This window comes from Alloyangia mangrovi (genome assembly GCF_002300555.2).
GTDB classification, from domain to species: domain Bacteria; phylum Pseudomonadota; class Alphaproteobacteria; order Rhodobacterales; family Rhodobacteraceae; genus Salipiger; species Salipiger mangrovi.
Genome location: NZ_NTHN02000001.1, coordinates 177,366 through 193,877 on the forward strand (window position 1 = coordinate 177,366; position 16,512 = coordinate 193,877).

Annotated in this window: 16 protein-coding genes and 4 pseudogenes; 14 read left to right on the forward strand and 6 right to left on the reverse strand. The window is 67.8% G+C overall.

Features of this window, described 5'->3' with window-relative positions; genetic code table 11:
- Positions 1-6 precede the first annotated feature (6 nt).
- From CLG85_RS00865 to CLG85_RS00885, 6 genes and pseudogenes are all read left to right on the forward strand, one after another.
- Positions 7-681, forward strand: coding sequence for a DUF2848 domain-containing protein (locus tag CLG85_RS00865; protein ID WP_095882930.1), 675 nt, complete (start codon positions 7-9; stop codon positions 679-681).
- Positions 678-1,013, forward strand: a pseudogene (locus tag CLG85_RS27605) (amidase family protein); the annotation flags it as partial. The gene CLG85_RS00865 and the pseudogene CLG85_RS27605, both read left to right, overlap by 4 nt.
- Before the next feature lie 4 nt (positions 1,014-1,017).
- Positions 1,018-1,941, forward strand: coding sequence for an amidase (locus CLG85_RS00870; RefSeq protein WP_260348292.1), 924 nt, complete (start codon positions 1,018-1,020; stop codon positions 1,939-1,941).
- A gap of 5 nt (positions 1,942-1,946) precedes the next feature.
- Positions 1,947-2,693, forward strand: a complete 747-nt coding sequence (locus CLG85_RS00875; RefSeq protein ID WP_095884518.1) for a 5-oxoprolinase subunit B family protein — start codon at positions 1,947-1,949, stop codon at positions 2,691-2,693.
- Positions 2,694-2,788: 95 nt separating this feature from the next.
- Positions 2,789-3,705, forward strand: a pseudogene (locus CLG85_RS27285) (5-oxoprolinase subunit C family protein).
- Positions 3,702-4,458: pseudogene (locus tag CLG85_RS00885) on the forward strand (LamB/YcsF family protein). Before CLG85_RS27285 ends, CLG85_RS00885 begins: the two co-directional pseudogenes overlap by 4 nt.
- Positions 4,459-4,538: 80 nt before the next feature.
- Here CLG85_RS00885 and CLG85_RS00890 read toward each other — a convergent pair.
- The 4 genes from CLG85_RS00890 to CLG85_RS00905 form a co-directional block, all read right to left on the reverse strand.
- Positions 4,539-5,795 (reverse strand): NAD(P)/FAD-dependent oxidoreductase, encoded by a 1,257-nt coding sequence (locus CLG85_RS00890; RefSeq protein WP_260348233.1) that lies wholly within the window; start codon positions 5,793-5,795, stop codon positions 4,539-4,541.
- A 12-nt stretch (positions 5,796-5,807) separates the two neighbouring features.
- Entirely contained in the window at positions 5,808-6,539 is a 732-nt protein-coding gene (locus CLG85_RS00895) for an amino acid ABC transporter ATP-binding protein (RefSeq protein WP_260348234.1), read from the reverse strand.
- Positions 6,536-7,192, reverse strand: a complete 657-nt coding sequence (locus CLG85_RS00900) for an amino acid ABC transporter permease (protein WP_095882048.1) — start codon at positions 7,190-7,192, stop codon at positions 6,536-6,538. The genes CLG85_RS00895 and CLG85_RS00900 overlap by 4 nt, the downstream gene beginning before the upstream one ends.
- Before the next feature lie 66 nt (positions 7,193-7,258).
- A complete protein-coding gene (locus tag CLG85_RS00905; protein ID WP_095882049.1) occupies positions 7,259-7,996 on the reverse strand; it encodes an ABC transporter substrate-binding protein in 738 nt (245 codons plus the stop codon).
- Positions 7,997-8,241: 245 nt separating this feature from the next.
- Here CLG85_RS00905 and CLG85_RS00910 point away from each other — a divergent pair, with 245 nt between their 5' ends.
- Positions 8,242-8,853, forward strand: coding sequence for a cupin domain-containing protein (locus CLG85_RS00910; RefSeq protein WP_095882050.1), 612 nt, complete (start codon positions 8,242-8,244; stop codon positions 8,851-8,853).
- A 23-nt stretch (positions 8,854-8,876) separates the two neighbouring features.
- On the opposite strand, the gene CLG85_RS00915 is transcribed toward CLG85_RS00910, so the two are convergent.
- Positions 8,877-9,074 (reverse strand): Rossmann-fold NAD(P)-binding domain-containing protein, encoded by a 198-nt coding sequence (locus CLG85_RS00915; protein ID WP_260348237.1) that lies wholly within the window; start codon positions 9,072-9,074, stop codon positions 8,877-8,879.
- A gap of 322 nt (positions 9,075-9,396) precedes the next feature.
- A pseudogene (locus CLG85_RS27610) lies at positions 9,397-9,672 on the reverse strand (hypothetical protein); the annotation flags it as partial.
- A gap of 107 nt (positions 9,673-9,779) precedes the next feature.
- On the opposite strand from CLG85_RS27610, the gene CLG85_RS00920 reads away from it, so the two are divergent.
- From CLG85_RS00920 to CLG85_RS00950, 7 genes are all read left to right on the forward strand, one after another.
- Positions 9,780-10,469 (forward strand): GntR family transcriptional regulator, encoded by a 690-nt coding sequence (locus CLG85_RS00920; protein WP_095882052.1) that lies wholly within the window; start codon positions 9,780-9,782, stop codon positions 10,467-10,469.
- A gap of 50 nt (positions 10,470-10,519) precedes the next feature.
- A complete protein-coding gene (locus CLG85_RS00925) occupies positions 10,520-11,536 on the forward strand; it encodes an ABC transporter substrate-binding protein (protein ID WP_095882053.1) in 1,017 nt (338 codons plus the stop codon).
- A 59-nt stretch (positions 11,537-11,595) separates the two neighbouring features.
- Complete coding sequence (locus CLG85_RS00930) at positions 11,596-12,363, forward strand: ABC transporter ATP-binding protein (RefSeq protein ID WP_095882054.1); 768 nt, start codon at positions 11,596-11,598, stop codon at positions 12,361-12,363.
- Complete coding sequence (locus CLG85_RS00935; protein WP_260348293.1) at positions 12,360-13,169, forward strand: ABC transporter permease; 810 nt, start codon at positions 12,360-12,362, stop codon at positions 13,167-13,169. The genes CLG85_RS00930 and CLG85_RS00935 overlap by 4 nt, the downstream gene beginning before the upstream one ends.
- A complete protein-coding gene (locus CLG85_RS00940) occupies positions 13,166-14,422 on the forward strand; it encodes an FAD-dependent oxidoreductase (RefSeq protein ID WP_095882056.1) in 1,257 nt (418 codons plus the stop codon). The genes CLG85_RS00935 and CLG85_RS00940 overlap by 4 nt, the downstream gene beginning before the upstream one ends.
- A 551-nt stretch (positions 14,423-14,973) precedes the next feature.
- Positions 14,974-15,276: an ArsR/SmtB family transcription factor gene (locus CLG85_RS00945; RefSeq protein WP_095882057.1), complete on the forward strand. Its 303-nt coding sequence runs from the start codon at positions 14,974-14,976 to the stop codon at positions 15,274-15,276.
- Between the two features lie 17 nt (positions 15,277-15,293).
- Entirely contained in the window at positions 15,294-16,463 is a 1,170-nt protein-coding gene (locus CLG85_RS00950) for an MFS transporter (RefSeq protein ID WP_235865379.1), read from the forward strand.
- The last annotated feature ends 49 nt before the right edge of the window (positions 16,464-16,512 follow it).

Sequence of the window (16,512 nt, forward strand, 5' to 3'; positions counted from 1 at the left end):
AATCCCATGAACCTTGAATTCCGTGCCGCCGGCGCGCAGCTTCCGCTCGCCCTGAAACATCTCATCGTCGCCGGCTGGACCGGCCGTGATGCGGCCGCCATCGCTCATCACATCGAGGAACTGGCCGCGCTCGGTGTGCCGGCACCGTCGCAGACGCCGCTCTACTATCGGGTCTCGGCGCCGCTGCTGACCATGGCGGACACGATCGAGGCCGTGGGCGGCGCCTCTTCCGGCGAGGTCGAGCCGCTGATCGTCGTCGCGGACGGCAAGCGCTACCTCGGCCTTGCCTCGGACCACACCGACCGCGCGCTCGAGGCCCATTCCGTGGCAATGTCGAAGCAGGTCTGCGCCAAGCCCTGCGCGGCGGAGCTCTGGGACTGGGACGAAATCGCGGGCCGTGTCGAGGAGATCGAGCTGGAAAGCTGGATCGAGGAAGACGGGGCCTGGGTGCCCTACCAGTCGGGCACCATCGCCTCGATCCGTCCTCTGGCGGAGCTGATCGAGGGAAGCCGCATCGACGAGCTGGCGTCGGACGGGCCGGTCGCGATGCTCTGCGGCACCTTCGGCGCCAAGGGCGGTGTACGCCCTGCCGGGCGGTTCCGCATGGAAATGCGCGACCCGGCGACCGGCCGCAAGATCACCCACGAATACGAGACGGTCACCCTGCCGGAGGTCGCATGAGCGTTGATCTGACCGCCAAGGTAGAGGCCGCCATAGCCCGCGTCGGGGCGCTGCCCGACGCCGAGCGGCGCGCGATCTTCACCGAGTTCTCGCCCGAGCGCATCCGCGCCGAGGCTGCGGACCTTCTGGCCCGCCACGCGTCGGGCGAGGCGATGCCGCTCTACGGCACGCTGGTGTCGGTCAAGGATCTCTTCGACGAGGCCGGGCAGGTCACCGGCGCGGGCTCGCGGCTGTTGGCGGATCGGCCCGCGGCCAGGGCCGATGCCCCCGCCGTGGCCCGGCTGAAGCGCGCCGGGGCGCTGATGTTCGGGCGCAGCTCGATGTCAGAGTTCGCTTATTCCGGCGTCGGGCTCAACCCGCACCACGGCACCCCCTCGGGCGCGCTGGTGCAAGGCGGTATGCCGGGGGGGCTCCAGCTCGGGCGGGGCGGTCTGCGTCGGGCTCGGCATCACCGATGCGGCGATCGGCACCGACACCGGCGGCTCGCTGCGCATTCCCGCCGCAGCAAACGGCATCTGGGGCTTCAAGCCGAGCCAGGGGCTGATCGACGCGCAGGGCGTGCATCCGCTGGCGCCGACCTACGACGTGCCCGGCCCGATGGCGCGGGACCTGCCGTTGCTCGGCCGTCTCGCCGAGGTGATGGCAGGCGAGGCGCTGGACGTCGCCGCGCCGGGGTCGCTGCGCCTCGCGGTGCCTTCGGGAGCCTTCACCGACGGGCTCTCGGCGGAGGTCGCCGCGCTCTTCGAGGCGGAAAAGGCCCGGCTCGCCGCCATGGGACACAGCCTCGCGCCGGTCGACCTGAGCGACATCGGCGCCGCCATCTCGCTCAACAAGATCATCGTCGCGGTCGAGGCCCATCGCCTCTATGGCACCGATCTGGACCGGCTGGCCGAAATCGGCGATCCCCGGGTGCTCTCGCGCATCCGCTTCGCCGAGACCCTGAGCACCGCCGAGATCGACGCCGCCTATGACCGCCGTGCCGAGGTGGTCGCCCGCTTCGCCGCCGCGATGGCCGATGTCGACGCGCTGATCGCGCCGGTGCTGATGCGCCTGCCGCCGAGCATCGCTGAGGTCGAGGCCGAGTTCGACCGGCTCAACATGGAAATGCTGCGCAACACTTCGCTGGTCAACCTGGTGGACGGCTGCGCCCTGGCCATGCCGACGCCCGGGGCCGTGCCGGCCTATGCGATGACCATGCTGGTCGGGGTGAAGGGCGCGGATGCCCGCCTGCTGGCCATCGCCGATGCCGTGAGCGGGTGATCCCGATGACCATCGCCTCCGCTCTCCGTCCAGAGGTGCTGGCCACCGGCCTCGACGCATTCCTCGTCCGCTTCGCGCTGACGCCGGAGCCCGCGGCGATGACTGCGGCACGGCGCCTCGCCGACCAGCTCGAAAGCCGGGCGCCCGAGGGGGTCTGCGAGATCGCCGCAGCGCTGGTTTCGGTGTTCGTGCGGTTCGACGCCGCGCTCACGGACCGGGCTGGACTGAAGGCCTGGCTGGAGACGCTCGCGCAGCAGACCGCGCAGGGCCCGCTAGAGATGCCCGAGCCATCGCGCCGTTGGACCATCCCGGTGGCCTTCGGCGCAGGCGAGGGGCCGCAGCTGGCCGAGGTCGCTGGCGCTCTCGGGCTCGGCGAAGAGGCTGCGGTTGCCCAGATCTGCGCGGCGGACCTGCGGGTGCTGACCATCGGCTTCGCGCCGGGACAGCCCTACATCGGTCTCATGCCCGAGCCTTGGAACCTGCCGCGCATGGCGCAGCTCAACCCGTCGGTGCCGGCGGGAGCGCTGGTCGTGGCGGTGCGGCAATTCGTGCTCTTCGGCGCCGAGTCCGCGACCGGCTGGCAGCAGGTCGGCCGCGCCGCCTTCCGCACCTTCCGGCCAGAGCGCCAGCCGCCGATGCCGCTACAGGGCGGCGACGCGATCCGCTTCGCCCGCGCGACGTCCGATGAGATCGCCGCTCTCGCCGACAGTCCCGATCCGATGGGCGGCGCAAAGCTCGAGGTGCTGCGGTGACCGTGCTGAAGATCATCCGCGCCGACGGCATCCTGACGGTGCAGGACATGGGCCGCCCCGGCCATCTCGCTGCGGGCCTGTCGCGCGGCGGGGCAATGGACCGCCTTGCCGTGCTCGAGGCCGCGGCGCTGCTGGGTGGAAAGGCCCCGCTGGCGGGCCTCGAAATGGCTGGCGCCGGGGGTGAGTTCACGGTGACCGGGGCGACGCGGATCGCCCTCACCGGAGCGCCGATGACCGCAACACTCGATGGCGAGCCGCTGCGCTGGAACGCCAGCCACCCTGTCTTGCCCGGTCAGATCCTGCGCATCGGCGGTGCCCGTGCCGGGGTCTACGGCTATCTCACCCGGCGGGGGGCATCGCCAGCGAGCCCTGGCTCGGCAGCCGTTCGGCGCATCTCAGCATTGCCATCGGCGGCGCGCTGCTGCGCGGCGATGCGGTGCCGATCACCGAAGATCCCGACCCCGCGCGCCCGGCGCAGGGGCTCGCACCCGAGCCGCGCTTCGATGGTGGCACGGTCCGGGTGATCGACGGGCCGCATACCGCTCTCTTCAGCGACGCGGTGCTCGAGGACTTCTACGCCACCGCCTTCCGGCGCGGGGCGCGCGGCAACCGCCAGGGCATCCAGCTTGAGGCCGAGGTGCGCTTTACCAGTGCCCATGCCAAGGGTCTGGCCTCGGACCTCATCGGTCCCGGCGACGTGCAGATGACCGGCGACGGGGTGCCCTATATCCTGATGGCCGAGTGCCAGACAGTCGGCGGCTACCCGCGGATCGGCACCGTGCTGCCGGCGGACCTGCCGCGCGTGGCGCAGGCGGCGCCGGGCGTGGTGCTGCAGCCGCGCCGGGTGACGCTCGAAGAGGCGCTCGCGGCGACCCCGACCGAGACCGAGATCCTGCGCCGGCTGACCGGTCTCTGTACGCCGCTGGTCCGCGACCCTGCGACCATCCGCGATCTCCTGTCCTATCAGCTGGTCAGCGGCGTGACATGCGGCGACGACCTGGAGCGGGCATGAAGATCGATCTGAATTGCGACATGGGCGAGGGCTTCGGTCCCTGGCGGATGGGCGACGACGCGGCGCTGCTCGAGATCGTGACCTCTGCCAACATCGCCTGCGGCTTTCACGCGGGCGACCCGCAGGTGATGGCGGCAACCATGCAGGCGGCGGTCGCGCGCGGGGTCGGGATCGGGGCGCATCCCGAGTTCGCCGATCTTCAGGGCTTCGGCCGGCGTCGCATGGCGCTCACGACCGAAGAACTCGCGGCGATGGTTGCCTACCAACTGGGGGCGGCGCAGGCGCTGGCGCGGCGCGCCGGGGGGGCGGGTGCGCCATCTCAAGCTGCACGGGGCACTGTCGAACATGGCGGCCGAGGATGCCGAGATAGCGCGCGCCTGTTTCGAGGCCGCGCTGGCGGTCGATCCGGACCTGTGCCTCGTGGTGTTGCCGCAGACCGCGATGGAGCAGGTGGCCCGGGAACTGCGGGCGGATTGGGCGGGAGAAATCTTTGCCGACCGCGCCTATGCGGATGACGCGTCCCTGCTGTCCCGCGCCGAGCCTGGGGCCGTTTTGCACGATCCTGCCGACGTCGGCCCGCGGATCGCCGAGATGTTGCGCGAAGGGGCAATCATCGCGGCCAGCGGCAAGCGCGTTCCCTGCCGGATCGATACGGTCTGCGTGCATGGCGATGGCCGCGATGCGGTGGCGATGGCGCGAAGCCTTCGGGATCATCTTCGCGGTGCCGGGCTGACGATCGAAGCCTTCGGCTGAGAGGACGCCGTTTGTCCTCTGCCGGTACGAGTGCAGAAGTCCTGCAGTCAAACCGGAACTGGCCCCAACACCGGGGCCGCTCAGCGGTCCAGCGCGTCACGTAAGCGGTAGTAGTGGATGCCGAGGCCGCCGTAGATCGGGTGCAGCGCGTGGAAGGGCAAGGAGGGAATGCTCGGGCTCGGCGGGATCGGCAGGGGCGTTCCCTGCGCGAAATGCGCCGCCATGGCCTTGCCGAGGGAGATCGAGAGCGCGACGCCCCGCCCGTTGAAACCGGTGGCGGCCAGCAGACCGGGCCCCGGGGCGCAGAGACGGAGGCGGTGATCGGGCGTCATGCCGACCCGGCCGAACCAGCGATGGGTGATCTCGAAACCCGACCCGAAGAGCCCCGCCAGTTCCGCCTCTATCCGTGCAAACCCCGCGGCGCTCTGCGGATCGGCAAAACTGCCGCGCCCGCCGAGCATCAACCGGTTCTCGGGGCCAAGGCGGAAATAGGTGCCGACGCGGCGCGCTTCGGAGACCACCTCGCCGCCGGGCAGGATGCGCGCGAGTTGATCGGCGGTCAGCGGGGTGGTGGCGATCTGGAAACTGTTCGCGGGCACGGTCGCCCGGGCCAGCTGCGGCTCGAGCGAGGTCGGGGTGTAGACATTGCTGGCGAGGATCACCCTCTCTGCCTCGACAGTGGCACCAGCGTCGAGCCGGGCCTGCCAGCCCGTGCCGCCTCGGGCAAGCCCGGCCACCTTGGAGTGCGCGAAGAGCTTGACGCCCGCCGCCGCCGCCGCCTGAGCCAGTCCGCGCGCCAGCTTCAGCGGGTGCACCCGACCGGCCCGCGGATCGCGCCAGCCGCCGACGAAGCCGCGGGCGCCAGTCACCCGCTCCATGGCTGCCGCGTCGAGCCAGTCGGCGGCGACGCCGCGCGCCTGCCATTGCGCCATGCGCGCCTGCAACCCGGGCAGATGCACCTGACGGTTGCCGGCCTGAATCCAGCCGCCCTGCACCGCGTCACAGTCGATGCCGAGCCGCGCCACCAGTTCAAACAGCGTGTCGGCTGTGCGTCCGGCGAACTCGCTCGCGGCAGGGCCCCAGAGCCGGTCGAGCGTGTCCGGATCGTCCTTCAGGCCGGGTATCACCTGCCCGCCGTTGCGCCCGGAAGCGCCGAAGCCGGGCTCCTGTGCCTCGAGCAGCACCACCTCGGTGCCGGCCTCGGCGAGATGCAGCGCGGCGGAAAGCCCCTGGAATCCGCCACCGATCACCAGCACGTCGCAGCCGAGGCTGTGATCGAGCTGCGGCCAGCTTGGTGCGGCGGGGGCCGAAGTGGCCCAGAGCGACGGGAAGTCCATGGCGGGCTCCGATCAGATGGGATGGGTGACGCGGCGCAGGAACTCCTGCGTGCGCGGGTTTTGCGGGCGGCTCAGAACCTCTTCGGCGCCGCCATGCTCCGCGATCCGCCCCTGGTCAAGGAAGATCACGCCATCGGCAACTTCGCGGGCGAACTGGATCTCATGGGTGACGATGAGCATGGTCATATGCTCCTGCGCCAGATCGCGCAGAACCGAGAGCACCTCTCCGACCATTTCGGGATCGAGCGCCGAGGTGGGTTCATCAAGCAGGATCGCGTCGGGCCGCATGGCAAGGGCACGGGCGATGGCGACGCGCTGCTGCTGCCCGCCGGAGAGGGCCGAGGGGTAGAAATCCATCTTCTCGGCGAGCCCGACGCGGCGCAGGTGTTCTTCGGCGCGGGCACGGACCTCGTCACGGTCTTCTCCCAGCACATGCACCGGCCCTTCCATGACGTTCTGCAGCGCGGTCATATGGGGGAAGAGGTTGAATCGCTGGAATACCATTGCCACGCGCGTGCGGATCGCGTGGATCGAGGCGGCATGGGCGTCGATCGTCTCGCCCTCGATGCTGATCCGGCCGGACTGGTAATCCTCGAGCCCGTTGACGCAGCGCAGCAGCGTCGATTTTCCCGAGCCCGAGGCGCCGATCAGGCACACGACCTGACCCTTGTCGACTTCGGCATCGATCCCCTTGAGCACCTCGTGCTTGCCAAAGGACTTGTGCACATTCTCGAAACGGATCACGTCGCGGCTCCCATCTTCAGTTCGACCCGGCGCATCAGGAAGTTCAGCGGGATCGTCAGGCACAGGTAAAGCGCCGCGACCATGGTGAAGACCGTCATGTTGTCGAAGGTCGAGGAGGCCAGCATCTTGCCCTGCATGGTCAGCTCGGCAACCGAGATCACCGAGACCTGACTGCTGTCCTTTAGAAGCATGACCATGTTGTTGCCATAGGGCGGCAGGGCGATGCGGAAGGCCTGCGGCAGCACGATGCGGCGCATCATCTTGCCGTGTTTCATGCCGATGGATTTCGCGGCCTCGATCTGGCCGCGATCCACAGCTTCGATGCCGCCCCGGAAGGTCTCGCCGATGTAGCACGAATAGGTGAGCGCAAGCCCCATGACGCCGGCCTGGAAGGCGGTCAGGTCGAGCCCCACCTCGGGCATCACGAAGTAGATGTAGAAAAGCACGACGAGGATCGGGATGCCGCGCAGGAACTCGACGATGTAGCGCGCGGGCAGGCTCAGCCAGCGGCTCCCGGAGCTGCGCATCAACGCCCACATCAGTCCCAGCGCCGAGGCGAGGACAAGCGAAAGCAGGGTCACGGCAATGGTCTGCCAGAGCCCGGTGACAAGCAGCGGCAGATACTCCTGTATCCGCTCGGAAAGGGGGGACATGGAGGTCTCCTGTCAGGACGTCATGGGCCCGGCGCTAGTCCGGGCCCGGCAGGTCTCGCGAGAGGCTCAGAGGCCGTACTTGCCGAAGATCTCGGCCAGCTCACCGCTCTGCTGCATCTCGGCGATGGCGGCGTTGACCTGATCCAGCAGCTCGGGCTTGTCCTTCGAGACCGCGAGCGCCACGTCACCGACGCCCATCGGCGTGTAACCGTCGACCAGCTTCACCCCCAGGCCCGGGTTCTGCGCGATCTGGTAGGCGACGATCGGCTTGTCGCCGAAGCCCGCCTTGATCCGGCCTAGCTTCACGTCGCGCATGATGTCGACGAGGCTGTCGTAAAGTTTCACCTCGCTGAAGATGCCCTTGGCCTGCAGCTGGTCCGCGAAGGTGGTGCCGATCTGCGCGCCGACCACTTCGCCCGCGAGATCCTCAAGCTGATAGGCGCCCGCGTCGTCCGCCGCCACGAAGGCCGCGTCGCCGTAGCTGTAGACCGGCGTCGAGAAGTCGACCACTTCCTTGCGCTTGTCGGTGGCAAACATGCCGGCCGAGATGACGTCGATCTTGTCGGTCTGCAGCGCCGGGATCAGCGCCGAGAACTGGGTGATCGCGAATTCTGGCGTCATCTGAAGGTCTTCGGCAATGGCCGCGGCGAGGTCAACCATGGCTCCCGTCGGCTTCTGCGTGCCGGTGTCGACAAAGGTGAAGGGAATGCCGGTCGTGGTGATCCCGACCGTGAAATCCTCGGCGTGGGATTGGGCGGCGCAGAGCGCGAGCGCCCCGGCCATGGCGAGCGAGCGGAATTTCATCGGCGGTCTTCCCTGTGTCTGGCGCTACGCTTGCCGCCGGGGCGGGGTGGCGCGGTTTCAATCTGGGCTTCACGATATTGAAGAACGTCCGCATTGCAACAAGTTTTGCCAAGAAATTTCACTCAGATGAAAAATGAATCTCTATACGCTGGTTTCTCTTCATTTTTCGTCAGGGAGAAGCTAGACAAGTCACGTCGGCCGGGCGATGCCGCCGACGCCGCGTTCACTGGGATGAAGATTCGCCGATGCCCTCAGTCGAAAATGAAGCAAAGCTGCTGTCAGACCCGATGGGCGAGATGGACGACATCTCGCTTGGAGAGGCGGTGCGGCAGGCGCGCAAAGGGCGCGGGCTTTCGCTGCAGACCGTCGCCGAGGGGGTGGGTATTTCCACCGGGCTGCTGAGCCAGATCGAGCGGGGCATCTCTTCGCCTTCGATCCGCAACCTGAGGGCGATCTGCGAGGCCATCGGTATTCCCTTCCTGTCGCTCTTCGCCGAGACCGACGGCGCCAGCCGCGAGGCCGGGATCATCGTCCGCGAAGGGCGGCGGCGCACCGTCGATTTCGGTGACAAGGGCATGGTGAAATCCTTCCTCACCGCGCACGACAAGGGCGCGCTGCAGGTCATGGAGATCGTCCTCGATCCGGGCGGCAGCTCGGGAGAGGAATCCTATTCCCATGAAGGCGAGGAATGCGGTGTCGTGCTCAGCGGCAAGCTCGAGCTCTGGGTCGAGGATGACCGTTTCGTGCTGGGTGCGGGCGACGCCTTCCATTTCGAAAGCCGTCGCCCGCACAGGTTCCGCAATCTCGGCAACGAGCAAAGCCGGGTGATGTGGGTGACGACGCCGCCAGTCTGGTAGGGCGCCGGGGTCTTCGGCGGCGTCTAGTTCCGCTGCTCGAGGCCGAGGAATGCGCGCATGCGCTCGGCCTGGCAGGCGGCCATCTCCTTTCCGGCCACTGCCGGAATCCCGTGCAGCCGGGCGGCTTTTAGCAGCGCGGTCTCTTCCGGGTCGGTCAGGGCATCCGCCACGCATCGCGCGCCTGCGATCAGCGCTTCGACGAAGGGGGGGCGGAGCCGCACCGGGACTTCCGGCCGGTGACGCGTTCACGAGAATGTCCGCGCCGTCCGGCATCTCCGTGGTCACGCGCAGTCTTGCCGCCGATCGGACCTTTTCCGCCAGCGCCGACGCCCGCTCGGGGTCTGCATCGATGAGGGCAATCTCTTCGGCGTGCCGGTTCGCGGCCTCTAGGGCGATGGCGCCGCCGGCGGCACCGGCGCCGCAGATCACCAGCCGCGCTCCCGCCAGGGTCGCGCCGCTTTGCTCGATCGCATCCAGCATGCCGTGGCCGTCGAACATCTCTCCGATCAATGCGCCGCCTTCGCCCAGCCGGACGGTGTTCACGACGCCCAGCAGACGCGCAGTGGCAGAGAGCTCGTCGCAGGCCAGCGCAAGCGAAGCCTTGTGCGGAACGGTGGTCAGGAAGCCCGGCACGTTCCGGGCCTCGCGCACCCAGCTCAGGAAGGGGTCCAGCCCGGCGGAAGGCAGATCGATGGGCACGCAGACCGCGTCCTGCCCCCTTGCGTGAAAAACCTCGTTCCAAAGCCTGGGGGTCGCCACCTGCGCCACCGGATCGCCGAGGATCGGGATCACCTGCGTGGCGGTCTGGGTCGTTTTCATGCGCGGCCTCCTCGGCAAAAAAACACTGCGCCTCTTGACGCCCTATCTCGAACACTTCTAATAAAGTTACACATTTTGGAGATCAAGTAACGAAAGGACCCGACGCAATGTTCGGTCGCAAGCCTCAGAAAACGACTGCGGAAACCGTGGTGTCGGTCGTGGCTGCATCGCTGCGGAGGGACATTGCCTTTGGTGAACTGCCGCCCGACTCCAAGCTGAAGATCGAGGAACTGCGCGCCCGCTATGGCGGGTCCAACCACTCGGTGCGCGAGGCACTGACGCTGCTTGCCTCCGAGGGGCTGGTGGAGGCCACGGCCCAGCGAGGCTTCCGTGTCGCCTCGGCCACCGAGGCGGATCTTCGGGACATCATCAAGTTTCGCGCGGAGCTGGAGCCCCTCGCGCTGAAGTGGTCGATGCAGACGCCCGACATCGCCTGGGAGGGCAGGCTTGTCGCCGCGCTGCACGCGGCCGACCGGGCGACGGAGCGGCTGCTTCAGGATCCGGACGGCGCGGTCATGATGTGGGACGAAGCAGGGCGTGCGCTGCACCGCGAGCTCATCGCGGGCTGCGGCTCGCCGCGGATGATCCGAGTTTTGGGCCAACTCTACGACCAGTCGCGGCGCTTCCGGTTGGCGGCGCTGCGCGAAGGGCGCTGCGACCCGCGCGTGCTGCGGACGCTGCATGCCGAGATGGTCGAGGCCATTCTCGCCAACGATATCGATGCCGCGGTTCGGGCGCTCGTCGCCGACATCCGGCATGACCTGGACACATCGCACTCGCGGAGGAGCGATCCCTAGACCATCTAGGCCTCGGTTCGAGGCACTTATCTGAAGGAGGAGGACCCCAAATGAAAACTCTGACAAGGCGCGCTACGCTGGCTGTCATCGGCGGCGCACTCGCCACGCCCTACCTGGTGCGCTCCGCGCGCGCCGGCACCACGGTGAACGTCGGGGCCATGCGCTTCGTGAGCCATGCGCCGAGCTTCATCGCGCTCGAGCGCGGCTATTTCCAGGAGGCCGGGCTCGACGTCAGCTTCGACTTCTTCGAAGCCGCGCAGCCCATGGCCGTGGCGATTGCCTCGGGCGATACCGACTACGCGATGACGGCGATCTCGGGCGGGCTCATCTCGCTGGCCGAGAAGGGCGTCGCGAAGGTCATCGGCGGTGCGCTGACCGAGGAGAAGGGCATTCCGGGGCAGAAGATCCTTGCTTCGAACGCGGCCTATGAGGCCGGTCTGACAAGCCCCGCCGATCTCGACGGCAAGACCTTCGGCATGACCCAGGCTGGCTCATCCTTCCACTACATGGGTGCGCGCATCGCCGCCGCCGAGAACGCCGAGCTCAAGTTCAAGCCGCTGCAGAAGACCGGCGCGGTGATCGGTGCGATCAAGTCCGGGCAGATCGACGCCTGGTCCATCGTGCCGCATATCGCCAAACCGCTGGCGGATGCCGGCGCGGTCAAGATCATCGGTGAGGTCGCGGACTATATCCCCGACTATCAGGTGACGACGGTCTTCACCTCGGCCAAGATTGCCGCGGAAGAAAGTGAGCAAACCCGGGCCTTCCTCGCGGCCTTGGCGCGCGGGGCCGATGACTTCAATGCCGCGCTGGTCGATAAGAGCGCCAGCCAGGAGGAGCAGGAAGCCATCGTCGCGCTGCTTGCGTCGCATGTCTATCCCGACCGCACGCTGGACGAGGCTCGTGCGCCCATCGTGGACGGGGCGATGCGGATCAACGCGGGGATGTCGCTCAACCGCGCATCGATCATCGACCAGCTCGAGTGGTTCAAGTCCGAGAACCTCGTGAAGGCCGATATCGCCTACGAGACGCTCGTGGACGAAAGCTACGTCGAAGCGCGCAGCTGACCTGACCGCGCCGGCTGTCCGACCCCGGACAGCCGGCCACCCCATCATCGGAAGATTTCATGGAACTCAGACTCGAAGGGGTCTCGCATCGCTATGGCGATGTCGAGGTCATCCGCAATATCGACCTCTCCATACCCAAGGGGCGCATCGTCTGTATCGTGGGCCCCTCGGGCTGCGGCAAGTCCACCTTGCTGCGGTTCCTCGGCGGCCTCGAGCGCCCCACTTCCGGGTCGGTGAGCCAGGTCGGCGAGCCGCCGAGCGACAGCATCAACCCCCTGACATATGTGTTCCAGGATTTCGCCCTGCTGCCATGGCGCACGGTGGAGGGGAATATCTCGCTGATCTTGTCGGATCACGGCGTGCCGAAGAAAGAGGCCGAGGACATCATCACCGACGTGCTGGCCCGCACCAAGCTGAGCGACTTCCGCAAGGCGCTGCCCAAGCAGCTTTCCGGCGGGATGAAGCAAAGGGTCGCCATTGCTCGCGCCCTCGCGGTGAACCCTGCGGTGCTGCTGATGGACGAGCCGCTCTCGGCGCTCGACAGCCAGACCCGCGAGCTGTTGATGGACGACCTCGTGGACCTCTGGACGCGCGCGCCGTTCACTGCGGTCTACGTCACGCACAACCTTGCCGAAGCGGTGCGCCTCGGTCACCAGATCGTCGTGCTCTCGCGCCGACCCGGGGCGATCAACGAAATCGTCGAGATCGACACCCCTCTTGCGGAGCGGAGCTCCGCCGACCCTGACCTCGAACGCACGCAGCAGCATCTGTGGGCTCTCATGCGCGCAGAAGCCGAGGCCGCCGATATGGAACTGATCGATGACTGACATCGCCCCCCCAGACCCCAGACGTCCGCCCGGTAGAGTTCCGCGGCGGCGGCTTCCGCCCGTCCTCGCCCCGCTGGGTCGGCGCCCTGGTCTTCACGCTGCTGATCGCGTTCCTCGAGTGGGGCACGCGCGCCGGCTTCATCTCGTCGCTGACCGTGCCGCGCCCCTCGGACGTCTTCCTGACGCTCTGGGATCTTGCGGTCTCGGGCGCGCTCTGGACCAACCTCGCGCCCTCGCTAATGCGACTGCTCGTCGGCAGCACCATCGGGGCGACCGTGGGCATCGCCGTCGGCGTGATGATCGGCCTCTTCTCCTTTGCGAGGGCGGGTCTGGTGCCGCTGGTGGCCGCGATCTTCCCAATCCCCAAGATCGCGCTGCTGCCGCTCTTCGTGATCTGGTTCGGCATCGACGAGGCATCGAAATACGCGCTGATCGCCTTCGGGACCTTCACACCCACTGTCGTGTCGACCTATGGCGCCGTCGACAACGTCGACCGCTCGCTCATCCGGATGGGGCAGAGCTTCGGCCTGCGCTGGTCCACCGTCGTGTTCCGCATCGTGCTGCCCGGGGCCATGCCCGGCATCCTCTCTGGGCTCCGCGTCAGCCTCGCGATCGCGATCATCCTGCTCGTCGCCGCTGAGATGCTGGGCGCAGAGTACGGTATCGGCGCCTATATCCTGCAGGCCGGCTCGCTCTATGACCTCGAGCGCCTGTTTGCGGGGGTGACCATCCTGTCCATGCTGGGCGTGCTCCTGTCGACTGCCGTCGGCGCCGTTGAGAAACATGTTCTGGGGTGGCGCACATGAGCCGGAAGATCGAAAGCGAATATGACGTCATCGTCGCCGGTGGCGGCGCGGCCGGTGTCGGTGCGGCGCTTGGTGCCGCGCGCGCCGGGGCCAAGGTCTGCCTCGTCGAGAAATATGGGTTCCTCGGCGGTGCCGCGACGACCTCGCAGGTGCTCGCCTATTGCGGGTTTTTCCAGCAGGGCAAGACCCCGGTCAAGGCGGTCGGCGGTGCCGGGGACCTCGTGCTGGAGGCCATGCGCAGCTGCGGCATGACCGGCGAGGCCCATAGCTCCGAGACCACCGGCAACTGGATCATCCTGCTCAACCCGGAAGGCGCGAAACTGGCGTTCGACCGGGTGCTGGCCGATCACGGTGTCGACGTGCTGCTGCATTCGCGCGTCGCCGCCGCGACGCGGACCGCCAACCGGATCGAATCCGTCACCGTCGCCGGGATGGAGGGCCGCCGCCGCATCGCCGCCGAGGGCTTCGTCGACGCCACGGGCGATGCCAACCTCTCGCTTGTCTCCGGCATCGCCATGCGCGAGGGCGATGACGAGGGGAAGCTGCAGGCGGTCTCGGCCCCGATCCGGATCTCCGGTCTCGACCCGGAAGTGCCCTTCGACCGCGAGGCGATCAAGGCCGCGGTCCGGCGCTACAACGAGGCCGGCGCGCATCCGATCACCCGCAGCGACGGTGGCATCTACACCCGCATCCCCGGCACCGGCGACATGTGGTGGATGATCATCGACCTGGCCCTGCGCGACCTCAGCTCCGGCAGCTTCACTTGGGCGGAGCAGCGCGCGCGGGAAATGGCGCATGACTACGTGGCGATGTTACGCGCCCATGTGCCGGGCTTCGAGCGGTGCTTCCTCGCCCAATCCGGGCCGCAGATCGGCATCCGCGAGAGCCGGCATCCCGCTACCCGCTACGAGATGACCGCTCATGATCTTGCCTGCGGACGGCAGCGGCCCGACAGCGTGGCGCGGGCCGCCTGGCCGGCAGAGCTGCACGGCGAGGCCGGCAAGCCGGTCTACCATTCGGTAGGCGGTCCCGGGTACGCGTCGATCCCGCTGGACAGCCTCAGGGTGCGCGGCCTCGAGAACCTCTTCGTCGCCGGTCGGGTCATCGGGGCCGATCCCGTCGCTTACGGATCCGTACGGGTGATGGGAACGGCCTTTGCCACCGGCGAAGCGGCGGGCATCGCCGCGGCACTGGGCGCGGAGGACGGGGAAACCGTTGGCGCGGAGGTCCGCCGGCTCAGGGGGCTGACCTGAGCAAGCGCGCGGAGGACGTTGGGGCCGCCGCGCGAGAAAAGTTCTGCCGCCCGCATGTTGTAGGCGGCAGGTGAGGTCAGGGCCGGCGTCGAAGGTGACATTCGCGGTCGTGCCCCGTCGGATCGGCGACGCGGAGACGTCAATCTCTTGGGCAGCTTCCGGACAGAGGACAGCAGCGAGACGCGGCGCATCCCGCCGATCAGCTTGTTGCGCCTGATCACGAAGCACCTGCTCCGCACCGGGGACTCGGCGGATCAGGTGTCGGCCTGGCGAAACCAACGGCATGGTGGCTGGCACCGCGCCTATCGGCTGGCAGCCAGAGCCTGTCGTGGTGCCGCTCGGACCGCATGGATCGATACGGCTGCGTTTGGGGGAAGAGGCCTCCTTCGAGCGCGGCGCTGAGCTGGCAGCACGCCTGTCGGCTGGATGGTCCGCCCGAGCGAAGGACTTTTGCGCCGGGCTGCGGGTGCAGGTTAACCTGCAGGTGCGGTAATTCGATAAGATTGGAAATAGTCCTTGACGCCTTCGCAGATCGGCGCGCATCTATTTCCATGAATATCGAAACAGCCTCTCGCCAGGTGGACGCGCTCGGCAATCCGACGCGCCTTCGAATCTACCGCGCCCTGGTACGCGCCGGTGAGACCGGCGCGCCTGTCGGACAGGTCCAGGAGGCGCTTGGTCTTCCGGCATCGACCCTGTCGCATCACCTCAAGAAACTTCTGGAGGTCGGCCTCATCCGGCAGGAGCGCAGCGGCACCACGTTGCATTGCCATGCGGAATATCCGGTGATGAGGGCACTGGTCGGTTTCCTGGTCGACGAGTGCTGCGTGGACGAAGGTACGAACGTCGGATGACTGCCTCTCGGACACGCGTGGTTTCGGCGCTCGGTGTCGTCCAGATTTTTGCCTGGGGCAGCAGCTACTATTTGATGGCCCCTCTGGCGGGAGCCATCGCGGAAGAGACCGGCTGGGGGCAGGCCCTGATCTCGGCGGGCGTGTCGGTCGGCCTGCTGATGTCCGGCCTGGCGGCGCCGGGAGTGGGGCGCTGGATCGGCCGCAGCGGGGGCCGGACGACGCTCTGCATCGGGATGGCTCTGATCGCGGCGGGGCTGATCCTGCTCGGCCTCTCGCATGCGGTCTGGCTCTACCTCATCTCTTGGGGCATCCTCGGCCTCGGAATGGCCGCAGGGCTCTACGATGCCGCCTTCTCGGTGCTCGGGGCGGCCTACGGACGAACCGCACGGTCCGCGATCACCCAACTGACGCTTTGGGGCGGCTTTGCCAGCACGGTCTGCTGGCCGCTTTCGGCGTGGCTCGTCGAGAGCGTCGGTTGGCGATCGACCTGCCTTGTCTACGCGGCCGTCCATCTCTTCGGCACGCTCCCGCTCTGTTGGTGGGCGCTGCCGCGGGCCTCGGGACTCCGGGAGCCGTCGCAGAGCGCGCCCGGCCGGACATCACCCATGCCCGTACGGACAGTCGATTTCAGGTTCCTCTGTATCGTCGCCGCCGGCGTCACGCTGACACTTCTGGCAACCATCTGGTCTATTCATATGGTGACCATCCTGACGTCCGAAGGCTACACGCTTGCTGCGGCAATCGCGGTGGGAACGCTCATCGGACCGTCGCAAGTCGGCGCCCGTGTTCTGGAGATGATTGGCGGCGGTCGACATCACCCGATCTGGACCATGCTCGCGGCGACCTTGCTGGTTCTCGTCGGGTTCATTGGGCTGAATCTCGGCGTGCCGGCGGCTGCCGCCCTTGTCGCCTACGGGTCCGGGAACGGGCTCTGGTCCATCGCGCGCGGCGCGCTTCCGCTCGTCCTCTATGGGCAAGAAAAATATGCCACTTTGATGGGTCGGCTGGCACGGCCGATGCTGCTCGCCGGCGCCGCCGCCCCGACACTGGGAGCACTTCTGATCGACAGGTTCGGAGCGGAAACGACGATGGCGCTTCTGTCCACGGCGGCCGTTCTGCCGCTGGCGATGGCCGTGCTGCTCTATGTCGATGTGATGCGGACGAGAGGGATCTGCGGATCCGGCTGACCCCGCTCAGGTCGCGGCGGCGCAGGTTCGTTGCTGTGGTTCAAGGCGC